The sequence below is a fragment of the Bradyrhizobium genosp. P genome, assembly GCF_049949265.1.
Lineage (GTDB): Bacteria > Pseudomonadota > Alphaproteobacteria > Rhizobiales > Xanthobacteraceae > Bradyrhizobium.
Map to the genome: position 1 here is coordinate 677,520 of NZ_CP188195.1, position 15,211 is coordinate 692,730.

The 15,211-nt window shown below is 64.7% G+C and carries 16 protein-coding genes and 1 riboswitch; of the genes, 4 read left to right on the forward strand and 12 right to left on the reverse strand.

Going from position 1 to position 15,211, the window contains the following annotated elements:
- Positions 1-47: 47 nt before the first annotated feature.
- Positions 48-1,262 (reverse strand): MFS transporter, encoded by a 1,215-nt coding sequence (locus ACP2YO_RS03290; RefSeq protein ID WP_426439024.1) that lies wholly within the window; start codon positions 1,260-1,262, stop codon positions 48-50.
- Positions 1,263-1,485: 223 nt separating this feature from the next.
- Here ACP2YO_RS03290 and ACP2YO_RS03295 point away from each other — a divergent pair, with 223 nt between their 5' ends.
- The gene (locus ACP2YO_RS03295) at positions 1,486-2,733 is read left to right on the forward strand and encodes an ATP-grasp domain-containing protein (protein ID WP_426439026.1); all 1,248 of its coding nucleotides are present in this window, start codon (positions 1,486-1,488) and stop codon (positions 2,731-2,733) included.
- Positions 2,734-2,893: 160 nt separating this feature from the next.
- Here the strand turns inward: ACP2YO_RS03295 and ACP2YO_RS03300 are convergent, their stop codons facing one another.
- Together ACP2YO_RS03300 and ACP2YO_RS03305 are read right to left on the reverse strand one after the other, a co-directional pair.
- Complete coding sequence (locus ACP2YO_RS03300) at positions 2,894-3,061, reverse strand: hypothetical protein (RefSeq protein ID WP_426439028.1); 168 nt, start codon at positions 3,059-3,061, stop codon at positions 2,894-2,896.
- 116 nt (positions 3,062-3,177) lie between these two features.
- A complete protein-coding gene (locus ACP2YO_RS03305) occupies positions 3,178-5,409 on the reverse strand; it encodes a TonB-dependent receptor (protein WP_426439030.1) in 2,232 nt (743 codons plus the stop codon).
- Positions 5,410-5,570: 161 nt separating this feature from the next.
- A riboswitch (cobalamin riboswitch) is annotated at positions 5,571-5,768 on the reverse strand.
- A 110-nt stretch (positions 5,769-5,878) separates the two neighbouring features.
- On the opposite strand from ACP2YO_RS03305, the gene ACP2YO_RS03310 reads away from it, so the two are divergent.
- The 3 genes from ACP2YO_RS03310 to ACP2YO_RS03320 all read left to right on the forward strand — a co-directional run bounded on the left by ACP2YO_RS03310 (position 5,879) and on the right by ACP2YO_RS03320 (position 8,711).
- The gene (locus ACP2YO_RS03310; RefSeq protein WP_426439032.1) at positions 5,879-6,922 is read left to right on the forward strand and encodes a FecCD family ABC transporter permease; all 1,044 of its coding nucleotides are present in this window, start codon (positions 5,879-5,881) and stop codon (positions 6,920-6,922) included.
- Positions 6,919-7,692: an ABC transporter ATP-binding protein gene (locus ACP2YO_RS03315; protein ID WP_426439034.1), complete on the forward strand. Its 774-nt coding sequence runs from the start codon at positions 6,919-6,921 to the stop codon at positions 7,690-7,692. Before ACP2YO_RS03310 ends, ACP2YO_RS03315 begins: the two co-directional genes overlap by 4 nt.
- A 272-nt stretch (positions 7,693-7,964) precedes the next feature.
- A complete protein-coding gene (locus ACP2YO_RS03320) occupies positions 7,965-8,711 on the forward strand; it encodes an ABC transporter substrate-binding protein (protein WP_426439036.1) in 747 nt (248 codons plus the stop codon).
- Between the two features lie 169 nt (positions 8,712-8,880).
- Here ACP2YO_RS03320 and ACP2YO_RS03325 read toward each other — a convergent pair whose 3' ends face one another.
- The 9 genes from ACP2YO_RS03325 to soxX all read right to left on the reverse strand — a co-directional run bounded on the left by ACP2YO_RS03325 (position 8,881) and on the right by soxX (position 15,195).
- Positions 8,881-9,921: an MBL fold metallo-hydrolase gene (locus ACP2YO_RS03325; protein ID WP_426439038.1), complete on the reverse strand. Its 1,041-nt coding sequence runs from the start codon at positions 9,919-9,921 to the stop codon at positions 8,881-8,883.
- Positions 9,922-10,038: 117 nt separating this feature from the next.
- Positions 10,039-10,482, reverse strand: a complete 444-nt coding sequence (locus tag ACP2YO_RS03330) for a DsrE family protein (protein WP_426439040.1) — start codon at positions 10,480-10,482, stop codon at positions 10,039-10,041.
- A 114-nt stretch (positions 10,483-10,596) separates the two neighbouring features.
- The gene (locus ACP2YO_RS03335) at positions 10,597-11,055 is read right to left on the reverse strand and encodes a hypothetical protein (RefSeq protein ID WP_426439042.1); all 459 of its coding nucleotides are present in this window, start codon (positions 11,053-11,055) and stop codon (positions 10,597-10,599) included.
- Positions 11,052-12,800, reverse strand: coding sequence for a thiosulfohydrolase SoxB (gene soxB, locus ACP2YO_RS03340; RefSeq protein WP_426439044.1), 1,749 nt, complete (start codon positions 12,798-12,800; stop codon positions 11,052-11,054). Before soxB ends, ACP2YO_RS03335 begins: the two co-directional genes overlap by 4 nt.
- Positions 12,801-12,880: 80 nt before the next feature.
- Positions 12,881-13,189, reverse strand: coding sequence for a hypothetical protein (locus tag ACP2YO_RS03345; RefSeq protein WP_426439046.1), 309 nt, complete (start codon positions 13,187-13,189; stop codon positions 12,881-12,883).
- Complete coding sequence (gene soxA, locus ACP2YO_RS03350) at positions 13,186-14,046, reverse strand: sulfur oxidation c-type cytochrome SoxA (protein ID WP_426439048.1); 861 nt, start codon at positions 14,044-14,046, stop codon at positions 13,186-13,188. The genes ACP2YO_RS03345 and soxA overlap by 4 nt, the downstream gene beginning before the upstream one ends.
- Positions 14,043-14,354, reverse strand: a complete 312-nt coding sequence (gene soxZ / locus ACP2YO_RS03355) for a thiosulfate oxidation carrier complex protein SoxZ (RefSeq protein WP_426439050.1) — start codon at positions 14,352-14,354, stop codon at positions 14,043-14,045. Before soxZ ends, soxA begins: the two co-directional genes overlap by 4 nt.
- A 23-nt stretch (positions 14,355-14,377) precedes the next feature.
- Positions 14,378-14,872, reverse strand: a complete 495-nt coding sequence (gene soxY, locus ACP2YO_RS03360; RefSeq protein WP_426439052.1) for a thiosulfate oxidation carrier protein SoxY — start codon at positions 14,870-14,872, stop codon at positions 14,378-14,380.
- Positions 14,873-14,904: 32 nt separating this feature from the next.
- Positions 14,905-15,195 carry a sulfur oxidation c-type cytochrome SoxX gene (gene soxX / locus ACP2YO_RS03365; protein ID WP_426443045.1) on the reverse strand — a complete coding sequence of 97 codons (291 nt, stop codon included), beginning with the start codon at positions 15,193-15,195 and terminating at the stop codon, positions 14,905-14,907.
- Between the last annotated feature and the right edge of the window lie 16 nt (positions 15,196-15,211).

Genomic DNA, 15,211 nt, shown 5'->3' on the forward strand with positions numbered 1-15,211 from the left:
CGCTACATCAGTGTTTCGCGTGGAGAAACGCGCGAAGCGCCCGGCTGCTAGGCGGTCACGGGAATTTGGGCGGGCTTGCGCTCGGTGACCAGCGCCAGCAGCACGGTCAGCACCATGAAGACCACGGAGGCGCCGAACACCCAATGCGGCATGTGCTGGTCCATGATCCAGCCGAACAGCAGCGGGCTGACGATACCGCCGAAATTGAAGCCGGTGGAGACGATGCCGAAGGCGCGGCCCGCGGCCCCGGCCGGTGCGGCGTTGCGCACCATCATGTCGCGGGATGGCGCGATCACGCCGCCGAGGAACCCGGCGAGCCCCATCGCCAGCGTGAGCACCACCGGGGGCAGACTAGCCAGCGCGATGAGAAGCACGAGCCCGGCATTGATGCCAAAGCAGGCCGCGGCGACCTGGCTGTGGCGCTCGGTACGGTCGGCGAGATAGCCGCCGGCGAGCACGCCCACGGCGCTGGCGCCGAGGAACGCGGTCAGCGCGATATTGGCGGAGGAGAACGATGTGCCATAGCCGCTCATCAGCGCGACCACGCCGAAATTGTTGATCCCGGCATTCGACAGGCTGAGCAGCATGAAGAAGAGCGTCAGCACCATGAGCGCAGGCGTGAGCACGCTGGTCTTTGCCTTGCCGTCTTGTGCTTTGCCCTTATTCGCGCCGGCATCGGGGATGCCGAGCACGATCAGGAACAGCGCCACCAGCGGGCCGATCGCGCCGGCCACGATCAAGGCGCCGAGGCCGCCGATCGAGGCGACCAGCGCCGCCATGACCGCAGGCGCCACCGCGCCGCCGAGGAAACCGGCGAAGGTGTGGATCGAGAAGGCGCGGCCCATCCGCGCCTCGTCCATATGCGCCGACAGGATCGCGTAATCGGCCGGGTGATAGACGCTGTTGGCAAGGCCGAGCAGGATGGCGCTGACGATCAGCGCCGGATAGCTCAGATGCAGGCCGAGCAGGATCAGCGCACAGCCGCCGACGGTCAGCCCGATGAGCAGGATCTTGCGCGCGCCGATGTGGTCGGCGAGGTAGCCGATCGGTGCCTGGGTCAGGGCGGAGGTGACCGCGAAAATCGTGAGCGCAAAGCCGAGCTCGATGTAGCCGACGCCAAGCTGCTGCTTCAGGAACGGAAACAGCATCGGCAACACGAAAATATGGAAATGGCTGACCCAATGCGCGACCGAAATCCCCGTCAGCGTGCGCAGCGCGCTGTCGGCTTTCGTTTGCTGCGGTGCAGCCAGAACGTCGACCATCTCTCAGAAAACCCTGTTTCCTATGGCCCGGCAGGGCGCGCCGAAAATAGAGGCTGACGGCTAATTGTCCATAAACGCCGCTGCATGGCTGCCCTCGGTGCGCATGATCCGGAAAAGTGGGCACCGATTTTCCGAAAAGATCATGTCCAATCAAGGTCAGCCGGATCGACGCATGCGGCATCAAAGGCGGCGACAAAATGCGGCGCCGCGGCGATGATCGGCCATGATTGACGCCAGAAAGCCGCTCCGGGTGCTCGTGCCAGAGGGGTCCAGCACCTCCGGCCGTGAGGCGATCACGATCCTCGGGCTGGCGGGCCATCATGTCGAGGTCTGCGATCCCTCGCGCTGGTGCCTGGCGCGCTACTCCCGCTTTGTCCGCAAATTCCACCATTGCCCGGGACTGCGCGCCGATCCGGCAGGCTTCCTGCGCTTCGTCGAGCGGCTGTTGGCATCGCAGCATTTCGACGTGCTGCTGCCGACCCATGAACAGGGCTTTCTGTTTGCCAGGGCCGAGGCGCAACTGGCATCGCGCGTCGGGCTGGCGCTGCCGGATTTCGCCGCCTATCGCATGGTGCACGGCAAGGCCGGCTTCAGCCGGCTGCTCGACCAACTCGGCGTGCCGCAGCCGTCGACCCGAATCGTGAGGTCGGGCCAGGAACTGCGCGAAGCGGTGCGGTTTCCATCCATCGTGAAGACGTCGGTCGGTACCGCCAGCCGTGGCATCTGGTTCGTGCGCGACGCCAGAGATCTCAATCTCGCGCTAAACGATCTCGAATCGGCCGGCGATTTTGCCGGCGAGGTGCTGGCGCAGGATCTCATCACCGGCACCACCGAGAAGGTGCAGTCGGTGTTTTGCCACGGTGCGCTCGTCGGCTTCCACGCCTATCGGCAGGTCGCGGCCGGTGTCGGCGGCGGCGAGGCGATCAAGGAGAGCGTGAGCCGGCCCGGCATCCGCGGCTATCTCGAGCGGATCGGCGCGCATCTTGGCTGGCACGGCGCGCTGTCGGTCGATGTCATCATGCCGCTCGACAGCGATACGCCGCTTCTGATCGACTGCAATCCACGGCTGGTCGAGCCTGTCAATGCGTATCGCGCCGGCACCGATCTTGTCGATCTGCTGCTGCGCGTCTCGTGCGGTGAAACGCCGGCGCCGCTTCCCGAGAGCCGCGCGGGGGTGCGGACGCATCTCGCGATGCAGGCGCTGCTCGGCAGCGCTTCACGCGACGGCACGCGGCGCGACATCGTCAGGGAGTGCGGGCGGATCGCTGCGGGCCGCAGCCCGTATCAGGACAGCACCGAGGAGCTGACGCCGGTGCGGCTCGATTGGCCCAGCGCCGTGCCGCTGGCGATGACGGTAATGCTGCTATTGGGCTCACCGGAGATCGCGACACGCCTCGCGCGTGGCGGCTTCGGCGCGCATCTGCTCGATCGCCAGAGCATCCGGACGATCGAAAGCGATGATTTTTGCTAGCTCTGCCTTCGTCGTCCCGGGCAAGCGAAGCGCGACCCGGGACCCATAACCACAAATGCTGATGATTGAGCTGGCTGAGGCCACAGTCAGATCAACGATCGGCAGCGGTGGCTATGGATCCGGCCTACGCCGGGATGACGCCGTGGTGGGCACTGTGGCCTCACAACGGCTCATCGTCATCACCGTAGCGGTCGACCTTGGGCGTCGCCATGTCGCCATCCTCGAAATCGTCGTCGGCCGTCGGCAATGCCGGCGGCTTTTTCGATTTGTCGTCGGCCTTGTCGCGCACCCTGCTGCGGCCTTCGGTCGTCTTTCCGGCCTTGCCCATGCGTTTCCCCTGCACGTCGTGTCGGATCGCGTCGTGCGATCCTACTCCACTTGCCGGGTGTGCGTAATGGAGAAGACGCGGGGGGATCGCATCCCACCGCGTCTTCCTGAGACAGCTCAGAACGTCGCGCCGGCCCGCACCATGTAGGTCCGGCCCGGGAGCGGGTAGGCGGCGAAGCGGCCCGCCGTGAAGGTGCTCGTGATGGCGTAGTCATAATACAGCGCGTTGAACAGATTGTTCACGCTGACCGACCAGAAAAAGTGTTCATATTGCCCGCTGAGCTTGACGTCGGCGGTCGCATTGCCGGGGATGCGGCCCTGGGTGTTGGCCTGATCGTTGTCCATGACGCGCGAGCTCCAGGCGCGCAGCGTGCCGTCGAACACCAGGTAGTTCTGCCAGATATTCCAGGTCACGCCGATATTGCCGGTGTAGCGGGACACCAGCGGCACGTCGTTGCCGGCCCACATGCCCTCACGGAAGACCGCGCGGGTGTAGGCCATTCCGCCGCGGAAGGTCACGGTGTCACTGACCTTGAGCGAGGCGCTGGTCTCGCTGCCGTAGCGGCGGGTCGGATCGAGGTTGACGTTGTAGAACAGCACGGGATTGAAGTGAATCTCGTTGTCGAGATCCATCAGGTAGACGCTGGTTTGGACCTGGAAGCGGTTGGTCTTGACGCGGAAGCCGCCCTCGACGTCTTCCGACGTCTGCGTCTTGAGCTGGAAGTTCTGCGGGATCGAAGCGAAGGTCACCGGGTCGAACGACGGCCCCGATGCAACGCGCTCGTCGGCACCAGGTGTGCGGAACGCGCGCGCGGCACGGCCGAACACCGAGAACGTGTCGTCAAACCGATGCTCGACGCCGACATGCGCCGCATACTGTGTCTCACTGCTGTTGAGCGGGCTCGCTTGCGTGTCGAAGGCGAAGGGTGCGTTCGGGTCGTAGCGATCCCGCGCCGAGACGCTCGTGTTCTCTACCCGCGCGCCATACGAGAAATCAGTGGTCGGCAGCAGCCCGACGGTCTGCTGCCAGTAACCCGCCAGTTGCTGCTGGTCGATGTTGTAGATGTGGTAGGGGTCCACGCCCTGGAAGGCGCCGCGCGACTCGCGGAACGTCGTGTCGTCATAGTCGATGCCGGTCAGGATCGAGGACGGCAGCCCGAAGATCGCGTTCTTGATGCTGAGGCGCGGCGTGATCGACCAGGTCTGCAGCGCAGCGTCGTTGTAGGTCGACGAAAAGCTGATCGTCGGCATTGTGCCGAAGAAGCCGCTCTGGGTGTCGCGCTGCCGCCAGCCGCCGTCGACGATCAGGTCGACGCCGTTCATCACGGTTTTGGTGAAGCCGGTGGTGACGCTGGTGGTCTGCTGGTTGCCATAATTGTAAGGCGTGTCGGTGCCTCGCCTGTCGGTGGCCAACTCGTTGAGACCAATCGAGGGATCCACGGTCCGCCCGCCGGGAAGGCCAAGCTTTTGATCGCCTCCCGTGACGGTCAGGAAAGCGCTGAGGTCGGGGGTGGCGTAATTGATATTGCCGACGGCATTGCGCTGGTCGAGCGCATTGTTGGCGCGGTAGCCATCGGATTTGACGCCATTGCCATAGAACGACGTCGACCATGGCCCGGAAGTGGCCGCGACCGAGAGTTCTGCCAGGCGCTGGTTGAACGAACCGACTCCGCCTTCGGCCTTGATCGCAACCGGCGGTCCGCCGACGCCATTCTTGGTGACGATGTTGACCACGCCGCCGACCGCGTTGTCGCCGTAGAGCACTGCGCCGCTGTTGCCGCGGGTGATTTCGACGCGCTCGATCGAATTGAGCGGGATGGTCGAAAGATCGAAACCCGACAGGTCGATGTCGGTTTGCCGGCGTCCGTTGATGAGAATGAGGACGTTCGGGGCGGCGAAAGCGCCGAATCCGCGGATGTCGACTGATGTCTTGGCGCCATTCACGCCGCCGTAGAACGACTGCAACTGCACGCCCGGCACCTGCGCGAGGATCTCGGACAGCGTGTGCACCGGCGAGTGCGCGATGTCGTCGGCCGTGATCACGGTCGAGGACGCGCCGACGATGGCGGCGAACTGACGTCCGCCGCCGGCCGTACCACCGGTCCCGGTTCCTGTGCCGGTCGACGTCGTGGCCGTTCCCGTTCCAGTTCCGGCGTTCTTGGTTTGCGTGTCACCCGGGGCGGGGCGTCGCGGCGCCGGGGTTTCGTCGGCGGTCGGCTTGGCGCGAGTGAGGTTCTGGTCGCCCGGCTTGGTGACCTCGATGGGGGGAAGTTGATCGGAAGGTGTGGCCTGCGGCGCCTGCTGCGCCTGCGCCAGCGCCGACGTCGCGCCGAGAGCCGGCACGATCATCGTCGACGCGAGAAGCAGCGCGCGGCGCCGCCGGGCTGAAGGGATGGAAAGCATAGTCTGGACCGCGGCAACGTCAGTGGCACGTCACCGCGAACCAGTCTCACCAGCGCGCTTGGCATCAGGTGAAGCTAATGTCTGTACTCCCCGACCGACATCATCGCGTGTGACCACGGCTGACGGCAGGTCTCCTGGCTCGCGGGTCGTTACCCTTCGTCGCCTTCCCAGGACCGAGTTTCCCAGTGGCCTATGACGAAGGATTCACCGCTTACAGTTGCGGGGGCAGCCGCGGCCTAGGGGAGTTTCCCCGCACCGCATTCCCTTTTGATCCCAATTCAGGAACCGTCAGGTTCATCTAGGGGGCGGCTGGAAACCAAGTCAATCCTGGCGGAAGTGGGGCAACGGTTGACCGGTACGGTTTTTGTCGAGTGTCGCTTGTCTGCCACTGTAATCGCTGTATGAGCATGACGCGATGAGCGTGCAGGATTTTGCCTTGGCGGCCGAGGTCGCGGCGCGGCGTCGTTTTGGCGCGACCGCGGCGCTCGCCGCGCTCGTGGTTGTGCTGGTGCTGATCTCGCTTGGCATCGGACCGGTGCGGCTGTCTCCGCTCACGGTGATCGAGGCCTTGTTCGGTGGCAGCAGCGATGTAGCGCAGGTGATCGTGCGCGAGATCCGCCTGCCGCGCACCATCCTGGCGTTCGCGATCGGCGGTATTCTCGGATTGTCGGGCGCGGCGCTGCAGGGACTTTTGCGCAATCCGCTGGCGTCGCCGTCGCTGTTCGGCGCGCCGCAAGCGGCAGCCTTCGGCGCGGTGCTGGTGATCGCGCTGGGGCTGGCCGACGTGCGTTCCTACGCGCTGCCGGTGGCGGCGATCATCGCGGCCTTCGTCTCGGTGTTTGCGTTGCTGGCGATCGCCGGCCGCAATGCCGGGCTCCTGATCCTGATCCTTTCGGGGCTCGCGATCTCAAGCTTCGCGGGCGCTGCGACGGCGCTGGTGATGAATCTCTCCAGCAATCCCTTCGTGGTGCTGGAGATCGCGTTCTGGCTGCTTGGCTCGCTCGAGGACCGCAGCTTCCAGCATGTCGCGCTGGCATTGCCCTTTATCATCGCCGGTGCGGTCATCCTGCTGAGCCAGGCCAGCGCCTTCCGCGCGCTGACCCTGGGCGAAGAGGCTGCACAGAGCCTCGGTGTTGATGTCGGGCGGCTGCGGCTGTTGGTGATCTCGGGCGTGGCGCTCGGTGTCGGCGGGGCCGTCGCGGTGACCGGCACGATCGGCTTCATCGGCCTGGTCGCGCCGCATCTGATGCGCCCGGTGATCGGCCACGATCCGGCCCGGCTGTTGCTGCCGAGCGCGCTCGCCGGCTCGGCGCTGCTGCTGGCGGCCGATATCGCCGTTCGCATCATCCCCTCGACCTCGGACATCAAGGTCGGCGTGCTGACCTCGATCATCGGCGTGCCGTTCTTCCTCTATCTGATCATGCGCGAACGCCGCGCGCTCGGCGGAGGCGTGGCATGACGCTGCTCTCCGCAACCGGTCTCGATGTGTCGCTGGGCAGCCGCAAGGTGCTGCATGACATCTCGTTGTCGTTATCATCGGCGCATCTGGTCGCGCTGGTCGGTCCGAACGGTGCCGGCAAGACCACATTGCTGCGTGCGCTGGCCGGGCTGATTCCATCCAGCGGCACGATCCGGATCGGCGGCGATGCGTTGTCGTCGCTGTCGCTGCGCGAGCGTGCGAAACGCTTCGCCTATCTGCCGCAGGGTCACATGGTGCACTGGCCGCTGCCGGCGCGCGACATCGTAGCCCTTGGCCGCTACCCGCATGGCGCGACCGATCCGGCGCGGCTGTCGCCGAAGGATATGGAGGCGGTGCTGCGGGCGATGCAGGCGGTCGACGTGATGGCTTTCGGCGACCGCCGCGTCACCGAACTCTCCGGCGGCGAGCGCAGCCGCGTCGCGCTGGCCCGCGTGCTGGCGGTGGAGGCGCCGGTGATTCTCGCCGACGAGCCCACCGCATCGCTCGATCCGCGGCACCAGATCGATGTGATGCAGAACCTGCGCAGCGTCGCCGACAAGGGCGTGCTGGTCGTCGTGGTCACCCACGATCTCGGGCTTGCCGCGCGCTTTGCCGATCATGTGCTGGTGCTCTCGGAGGGGCGGTTGGCCTCGCAGGGCGCGCCGATGGTGGCGTTATCGGAGGCCGTGATGGCCGATGTGTTCCGGATCAGCGCCTATCGCGCCGAATATCAAAACGAGGCCGTCATCGTGCCATGGGCGGATGTCTGATGCGTCGGCCGTTCGGCGGGCTCCGTTCACCTCTCCCGCTTGCGGGGGAGGTCGACGTGCGCGTAGCGCGCGGCGGGTGGGGGCTCTCTCCACGTCGGCAGTCTTTCTCGTGGCGACACCCCCACCCCAACCCTCCTCCGCAAGCGGGAGAGGGGGCGCAGCTGGCTCGCGGCCGATGCCTCGCCTCGCTCTATGCTGTTCTGACGTTGTCGATCCTTGCGTGGATCACATCATGCGGCGCGTCACGGGCGACAGGACCGCGCATCGTCTCGATGAATGTCTGCAGCGATCAGCTGCTGTTGTCGCTGGCCGATCCGGACCAGATCCTCGGGCTGAGCCGATATTCGCGCGACTCGTGGCAATCCTGGGCGGCGGGCGAGGCGCGGCGCTATCCGATCCTGTCCGGCGGCGCCGAGGAGGTGCTGATCGCAAAGCCTGATATCGTCGTGGTCAGCCTGTTCGACAAGCGCACGACGCGCGATCTGCTCAAGGCCAACGGGTTGCACCTCGTCGAGTTCACGGTGCCGCGCACGCTGGACGAGGTGAAGGACCAGATCCGCGAGATGGGCGATGTGGCGCAGCATCCGGACCGCGCCAATGCCGAGATCGCACGCCTCGATGCCGCGATGGCGCGTGCGCGGGCTAGCGTGACGAAGCATCATTATCGCGTGCTGCCGCTGGCGCGGCGCGGTTGGGTATCGGGTGCGGACAGCCTGCTCAGCTCTCTGCTGACGGAAACCGGCCTGGTCAATGCGGCGGGCGAACTCGGTCTCGACACCGGCGGATTTGCCTCGCTGGAAGCGATCGTAAAGCTGCGGCCCGATTTCATCCTGGTGTCGGAGGCGGGCGATCGCGCCGAGGATGACGGCCGCGCCTTCCTGCTGCATCCGGCGCTGGAGCGCTTCTATCCGCCGCAGATGCGCATCATACTGCCGGAGCGGCTCACCGTGTGCGGCGGCGTGATGCTCGCAGACGCGCTGGACCGGCTGACGGCGGAGTTGAAGCGGGTGACGCGGTGATCTTATCTAACCCGTCATCCTGAGGAGCCGCGAAGCGGCGTCTCGAAGGATGCGCGGCCCGGATATTTCCAAGTGCTCGTGGAAAGAGCGGGGCCGCAGCCCTTCGAGGCTCGCAAGAGCTCGCACCTCAGGGTGACGGTGAAAGATTTTGTACGCGTGGCCGAGTGGATCATCCCCGCACCACGGGCCCACCGGCCTTCTTCCAGGCGTCGATGCCGCCTTCGATATGTGCGGTATTCGCAAGGCCGGCTTTCTTCGCGGCGGCCACCGCCATCGCCGATCGCTCGCCGAAGGCGCAGAAGAACACGACGCGGCGGCCGGTCGCGGCGGCGACTTCACGGAGCATGCCGCCGGGCTGCAGGCTTTCGCAGATTCCAGGATAGGGCGCGTGCAGCGCGCCGGGGAGCATGCCGTGTTTGGTTCGTTCGCCGCTCTCGCGCAGATCCACCAGCAGGATGGCGGGCCGCCCGAGGCTTGCGATCGCGTCGTACGCTGACAGCGCGAGGCCTTCTTTGGCGAGTTCGTTCTGATGCAGGCCGACATGCATGTTGGCAGGGAGCACGACGTCCATCAGCTTCGGGTTCGGCAGATTGAGGTTGTTCATCAGCTCGACATAGTCGTCGATCGACTTCACCTGCAGCCGCGGATTGTAGCGCTTCTCCTCGCCGATGGTGGAGACGGTGTCGCCCTTGTAGTCGTGCGCCGGGAATACCATCGTCTCTTCGGGTAATTTCAGCAGGCGATTGAAGATCGAGTCGTATTGCGCCCGCGCGCTGCCGTTCTGGAAATCAGTGCGGCCGGTGCCGCGGATCAACAGCGTGTCGCCGGTGAAGACGCGGTCGCCCATCAGGTAACTATAGGAATCGTCGGTATGGCCGGGCGTGTACATCGCCTCCAGGCACAGGCCCTCGATCGTCACCCTGTCGCCGTCAACGACGCGCATCGACACAACGTCGGCCTTGCTCTGCTCGCCCATGATGGTGATGCACTGGGTGCGGTCGCGCAGTTCGGCCAATCCAGTGACATGATCGGCGTGCAGATGGGTGTCGACGGCCTTGACCAGCCGGAGGTCGAGCTCCTGCAGCAGCTTGCAGTAACGCTCGGCCTTTTCCAGCACGGGATCAAGGATCAGCGCCTCGCCGCCGGCGCGGCTAGCGAGCAGGTAGCTGTAGGTCCCTGAAACGCTGTCGAAGAGCTGACGAAAGATCATGACGGCTGCCGCGCGGTCTCAAATTGAGTCTCGCGGAGGATATTATTCTATAATAGAAGGCGCTTCAAACAATATTCGTCTCTCAAATGTGCGTGTCTCGAAGCAGATGTCCTCCGGTCAGGGCCGGACGTAGCTCCAGCCCTGTTCCTGCAACTCCATCAGATGGACCACCCCTGACGGAACGACGGTGGCATCCGGCAGCACCGAGATGGCGTGACCCTCGGCCTTTTCCATGCCCTGCTTGGTATTGTTGCAGGCCGAGAACTGGATCTTGCCGGGGAATACCATGTCCTTGAGGCGCTTGATGCGGTCCTGCACCGGCGACGTATCGCTGCGCAGCATGTGCAGCCCTGGGCCGTAGGCGACGACGTCGATGTCCACATCCTCGTTCTTGGCGCGGTAGTATTCGATGACGTTGGTCGCGTTGTTGAGCGCGAGATTCATCACCTGCGGGTCGTTCTGGTCGACCTGGATCGCGATGTGGTGCGCCTTGTCGGCGGCGAGTGCGCCGGTTGCGAGGGCGACCGAGAGCGCGGCAGCGGTGGCTAGGCGGCGAAACATGGCAAAACTCCTTGGGCTGGCTCATTCGTCATTGCGCGGAGCGAAGCGACGAAGCAATCCATTCTTTCTTTTCGAGGGGCGACGGATTGCTTCGCTCCGCTCGCAATGACGGCGTCAAGGACGAACCAGCGTGTATCCATTTTCGGTCAGCAGCAGGATCTGCGCGACACCGACCTGCACCGGCGTTGCGACGGGAATGTAATCCGGCCGCTTGCCTGTCTCGCGCTCGATCGTGTCGACGGTGTTGAGGCAGATGTCGACCCGCGCGCCCTGCGCGACCAGGCTCTCGACCAGCTTGCGGTTCGAATTGTCAGGCTTGAGCAAGTCGATGCCCGGGCCGAAGGCGACGATCTCGATCGCGATCTTGTCCGGATCGTATTTCTTCATCAGATTGTTGGCGACGCTGATGACGAGACCCTGCTTCTTCGGATCGCTGTCGGAGAGCTGCAGCACGATCTTGTGCTCGGCGAACGGCTTGTCCTGCAGCGGCGGCTCCCGCTGGGCACGGACGGCAGGCGCTGCGAATGCAATCAGCGCCAAGCAAATTGCGATGGTGATCAGGCGCCGCATCATCCCTGCCTCGCAATGCCTGGATTGTCCTCGACGCCCTTCAGCGTCACGGCCGGTTCGTCACGGTTCGGCGGCCGGCCGGCGCGCAGATGCCTTGCGACGACATCCCAGACCGGCGCACCGCTCTGCGCGTTGACGGAAGCCCAGCCCGCCACCTTGTAGCTCTTGCGCGCGTCGAGCGGCTTGCCGTCCGCGAGCTTTAGCTCGGAGATGCGTTTCCCCACCGTTTCTGCGGGCGTGCAGGTGTAGGCGAGGCCGCCGACGCGGACCATGTCGCCGCCCTGCTGATAATAGGGATCGGCGTTGAACAGATTGTCGCAGACGTCTTCCAGCACGTCCTTGATCTGCGCGCCGGTCATGGCGCTGACATAGGTCTCCGGATAGGTGATCGCGGTTTCCGACAGCACGTCTTCCATGGTCAGCGGCTGGCCGGCCAGCGTGGTGAGGCCCCAGCGGAAGCCGGGCGATAGCGCGATCTCGGCATTGAGTTCGTTCAGCAGCGCATCGCAGATCAATTGGTCGATGGTGCCGGAGAAATTGCCGCGGCGGTACAACAGGCGGTCGGCGGAGGCGAGCTTGTCGCTCCAGTCGCCGACATGGGGCTCGCGCATTTTGTCGATCAACGCCTGCATCGCCGGATCAGGCTTCAGCAGTTCCGAGAATACCGGCAGCAGCCGGTAGCGGACGTTGGCGACCTTGCCCTTGGCGAGGTCGAGATCGAGCACGCCGAGGAATTTGCCGTTCGAGCCGGCATTGGTGACCAGCGTGACGCCGCCGGCATTGGTCACCGTGATCGGCAGCGGGATCGCATCATGGGTGTGACCGCCAAGGATCACGTCGATGCCGGTGACGCGGCTGGCAAGCTTGAGGTCGACATCCATGCCGTTGTGCGACAGCAGGATCACCGCCTCGACCTTGTCGTCGTTGCGGTGACTGTCGACCAGCTTCTGCAGCTCCTCGTCGCGGATGCCGAATGTCCAGTCCGGCGTGAAGCGCTTTGGATGCGCGATCGGCACGTAGGGAAACGCCTGACCGATGATCGCGACGCGATGGCCGCCGATCTCCTTGATCGTGGACGGCTTGAAGACGCGGCCCGAGGCCGGATCGAACGCCTTGGCGTCGTTGAAGGCGGCTTCCTCGGTCAGGAAGACGTTCTGCGCCAGGAACTCGCCCTTGAAGCGGGTGAGATTGTCGCGCAGCGCCGGTTCGCCATAGGTGAATTCCCAATGGCCGGTCATCGCCTCGATGCCGAGCAGATTGGCGGCCTCCACCATGTCGGCGCCCTTCATGATGTTGGACAGGCCAGTCCCCTGCCAGAGGTCGCCGCCATCGAGCAGCAGCGAACGCCGCTCGCCGACGTCGGCGCGCAGTCGGTCGATCAGCGTCTTCAGATGTGCAAAGCCGCCGAGCTTGCCGAAGCGACCTGCGGCCTTCTCGAACCCGACGCAGGTGAAGGCATAGGCATCGGCGCTGTCGGGCCGGATACCGAAGCGGTCGAGGAATGCCTTGCCGACCAGATGCGGCGGTTGGCCAGCCATCGCGCCGACCCCGAGATTGACGCTCGGCTCGCGGAACAGCACCGGCCTCAGCTGCGCATGCGTATCCGTCATGTGCAGGATGCGCGCATTGCCGAAGCGCTCGAGATCGTAGACGCTGCTCGTCTCGGCACTGCGCGCAAGGCGCGGCAGGGCGGCCGACAGCGAGACGGCGGCCGAAGCTTTCAACAAATCGCGGCGGCGGATGCTCATCACTCTCCCGGCACTTGGTTCGAAGCCACGCGGGCGGTGGGAGGGAACCCTTTCGCCTGTGCCTCCCTAACTCTTGTGCGTCAATGAATTTCCATGTCCTTCCAGCGTTCCTTTTCGCTGGTGGCCTGGAAGATCGATGCCTTTGCCAGCGCTTCGGCCTCCTTGGCCTGTGCGACGGCAGTGTCGAAATCACCGGCGTCGCCGGCCTTCTTGGCTGCGGCGAGTGTCGAGGCGGTCGGGGTCCACTGGTTGCGCAGGGCGCCGGCTTCCTTGTTGGCCGCTTCCGCCGCGGCATAGGCCGCCTTGTAGTCGGCCTCGGAGGCGGCGAATGCGCTCGCTCCGGTTGCGAGCAGCAGCACCGATGCCGCGAAAACGATCGTCGTTCTCATGGTCGGGCCCCCGGGCCGGAGATCGGCAGTCCATTGCTGACATAGGACAGATAGTATTCGAGGTTGCGATACTCGTCGTCCTGCGGGTTCAGCGGCACGCCGCGGATCTGGCTGTTGCAGGTGGTGAAGCGGCGGCTGGTGGTGCCCATGCCTGACCATTCCGAGCGATAGATCGGCATTGCGTTCAGAATGCCGAGCGCCGGCGCCAGCACCTCGGCGCGAATCCGTTCGCCCGGACTTTGCACGTGGCAGGTCGCACAGGAGAAGTTGAGCTGGCCGCGGCGGGTATAGAAATATTCCTTGCCCTTCTGGTAGGCCTCCAGCGCGCGCGGATCGTTCGGGATCTTGATGTCCATCGGCTTGCCACGCGAGGTGAAGGCCATATAGGCGGTGAGCGCCGCCATGTCGTCCTTCACATAGGAGAACGGCGCCTCGCCATTGGCTTCGCGGCAGCGATTGAGCGCGAGCTCGAGCGTGACGACCTTGCCTTCCTTCTCGTCAAAGTAAGGATAGTTCTGGCGGATGCCGATGCCCTGATTGGGGAAGCAGTCCGCGTAGGTCTTGCCGTTCTTGAACGGCTTCGAGAACATCTCCTTGCCGGCCTCGAGCGAGAACTCGTAGGGCGGAAACTCTTCCTTTTCCTCCCACTGCTTGTGCATGTCCTCATTCATCGAATAGGGACCGTTGACGAAATCACCAGGCTTCAGCTTGGGAAACTTGTCGGTGAAGAATTTCTGGAACGCGGCCTTGTCGGTGACGGGATCGATGCTGTCGGCCGCGCGCGCGGCCGGCGCAAGCGCCAGCACGCCGAGCGTGAGCACGGCGGCGGAGGCGCGGATGGCGACGCTCAACGTCATTGAATCTTGGCCGTGGTGGCGTCGGTCGCGCCCTTGTTGTCGACCCAGTTGATCTTGAGATCGTCGCCCTTCTTGCCGCCCTTGAACGCGAACTTCACGTAAGGGTCTTTCGAGACCGCCGGGCCCCAATCGGCGACGAACACCGGCTTGCCGTCATATTCGAATGTCAGCTCCTGGATGAAATGCGGTGGGATCAGATTGCCCTGCGCATCCTTGACGAAGCCGGAGTCCATCGGATGCTGGATCAGCGCCTGCACCTCGGTGGTGTCGCCGTTTGCGGTAGCGCGCACGCGAATGCTTGAAGCCATCGGAACACTTCCCTGTTTTGAGCTTAGCCGCCGCAGCCGCCGACGGTGACCTTGACTTCCTTGGTGGTGCTGTAGAGCTTGCCGCCGGCCTCGACGATCGCGGTCACGTTGGTGGTCTTGGCCATCTTCAGGCGGTTGGCGACACCAGGCACCGTGCCGGCCGGGATCTTGTAGCTCGCCGCCAGCGCGTTCGGATTTTCCGCGACCAGGAACGAGATCGAGGTCACGTCGGCGAGCGTGGTGGTGACCGAGATCGGCACCACCGCGCCGTTCTCGGCGATCTCGGGTGCGTCCATCTTCACCTTGTCTGATGGTTCGGCGGTCTTGCCGTAGAGCGCCTTGATGGCGTCGGCCTGGCTCTTCTGCTTGAACGCATCCTCCGGATATTTGTCGTTCGCGGCCGCCAGCGCCTGCGGGACATCAAGCGGAATGACGCCGAGCCCGATCAGCGCGGTGACGCCGATGCCCTTCAGCACCAGGCGGCGCGTTCCGGAAAATTCCATGGTCGTGATGTTCATTCCAAAAGTCTCCCCAAGCGACCGTCGCGGCGTCATAGCGTCTGCAGGAAATCGACCACCGCGCTGATCTCCTGTTCGGACAAGATCCGGTTTCGTCCGAACGGCGGCATCACGGTCAGCGGGTTGCGTTTGGTTTCGTCCGTGACGATCGCGATCAGCTCGTCGCGGCTGTATTTGGCCTTGAGGCCGGTCAGCTCCGGGCCGATGGTGCCGGGCAGGTCGCCGCCCTTGATCATATGACAGGTCAGGCAATTGCCCTTGCCGCGGTCGAACGCGAGCTTTTGGCCCTCGGCAGCCGATTGGGCCTGCGCCGGCGCAGCCATTGCCGCACCTGCCAGC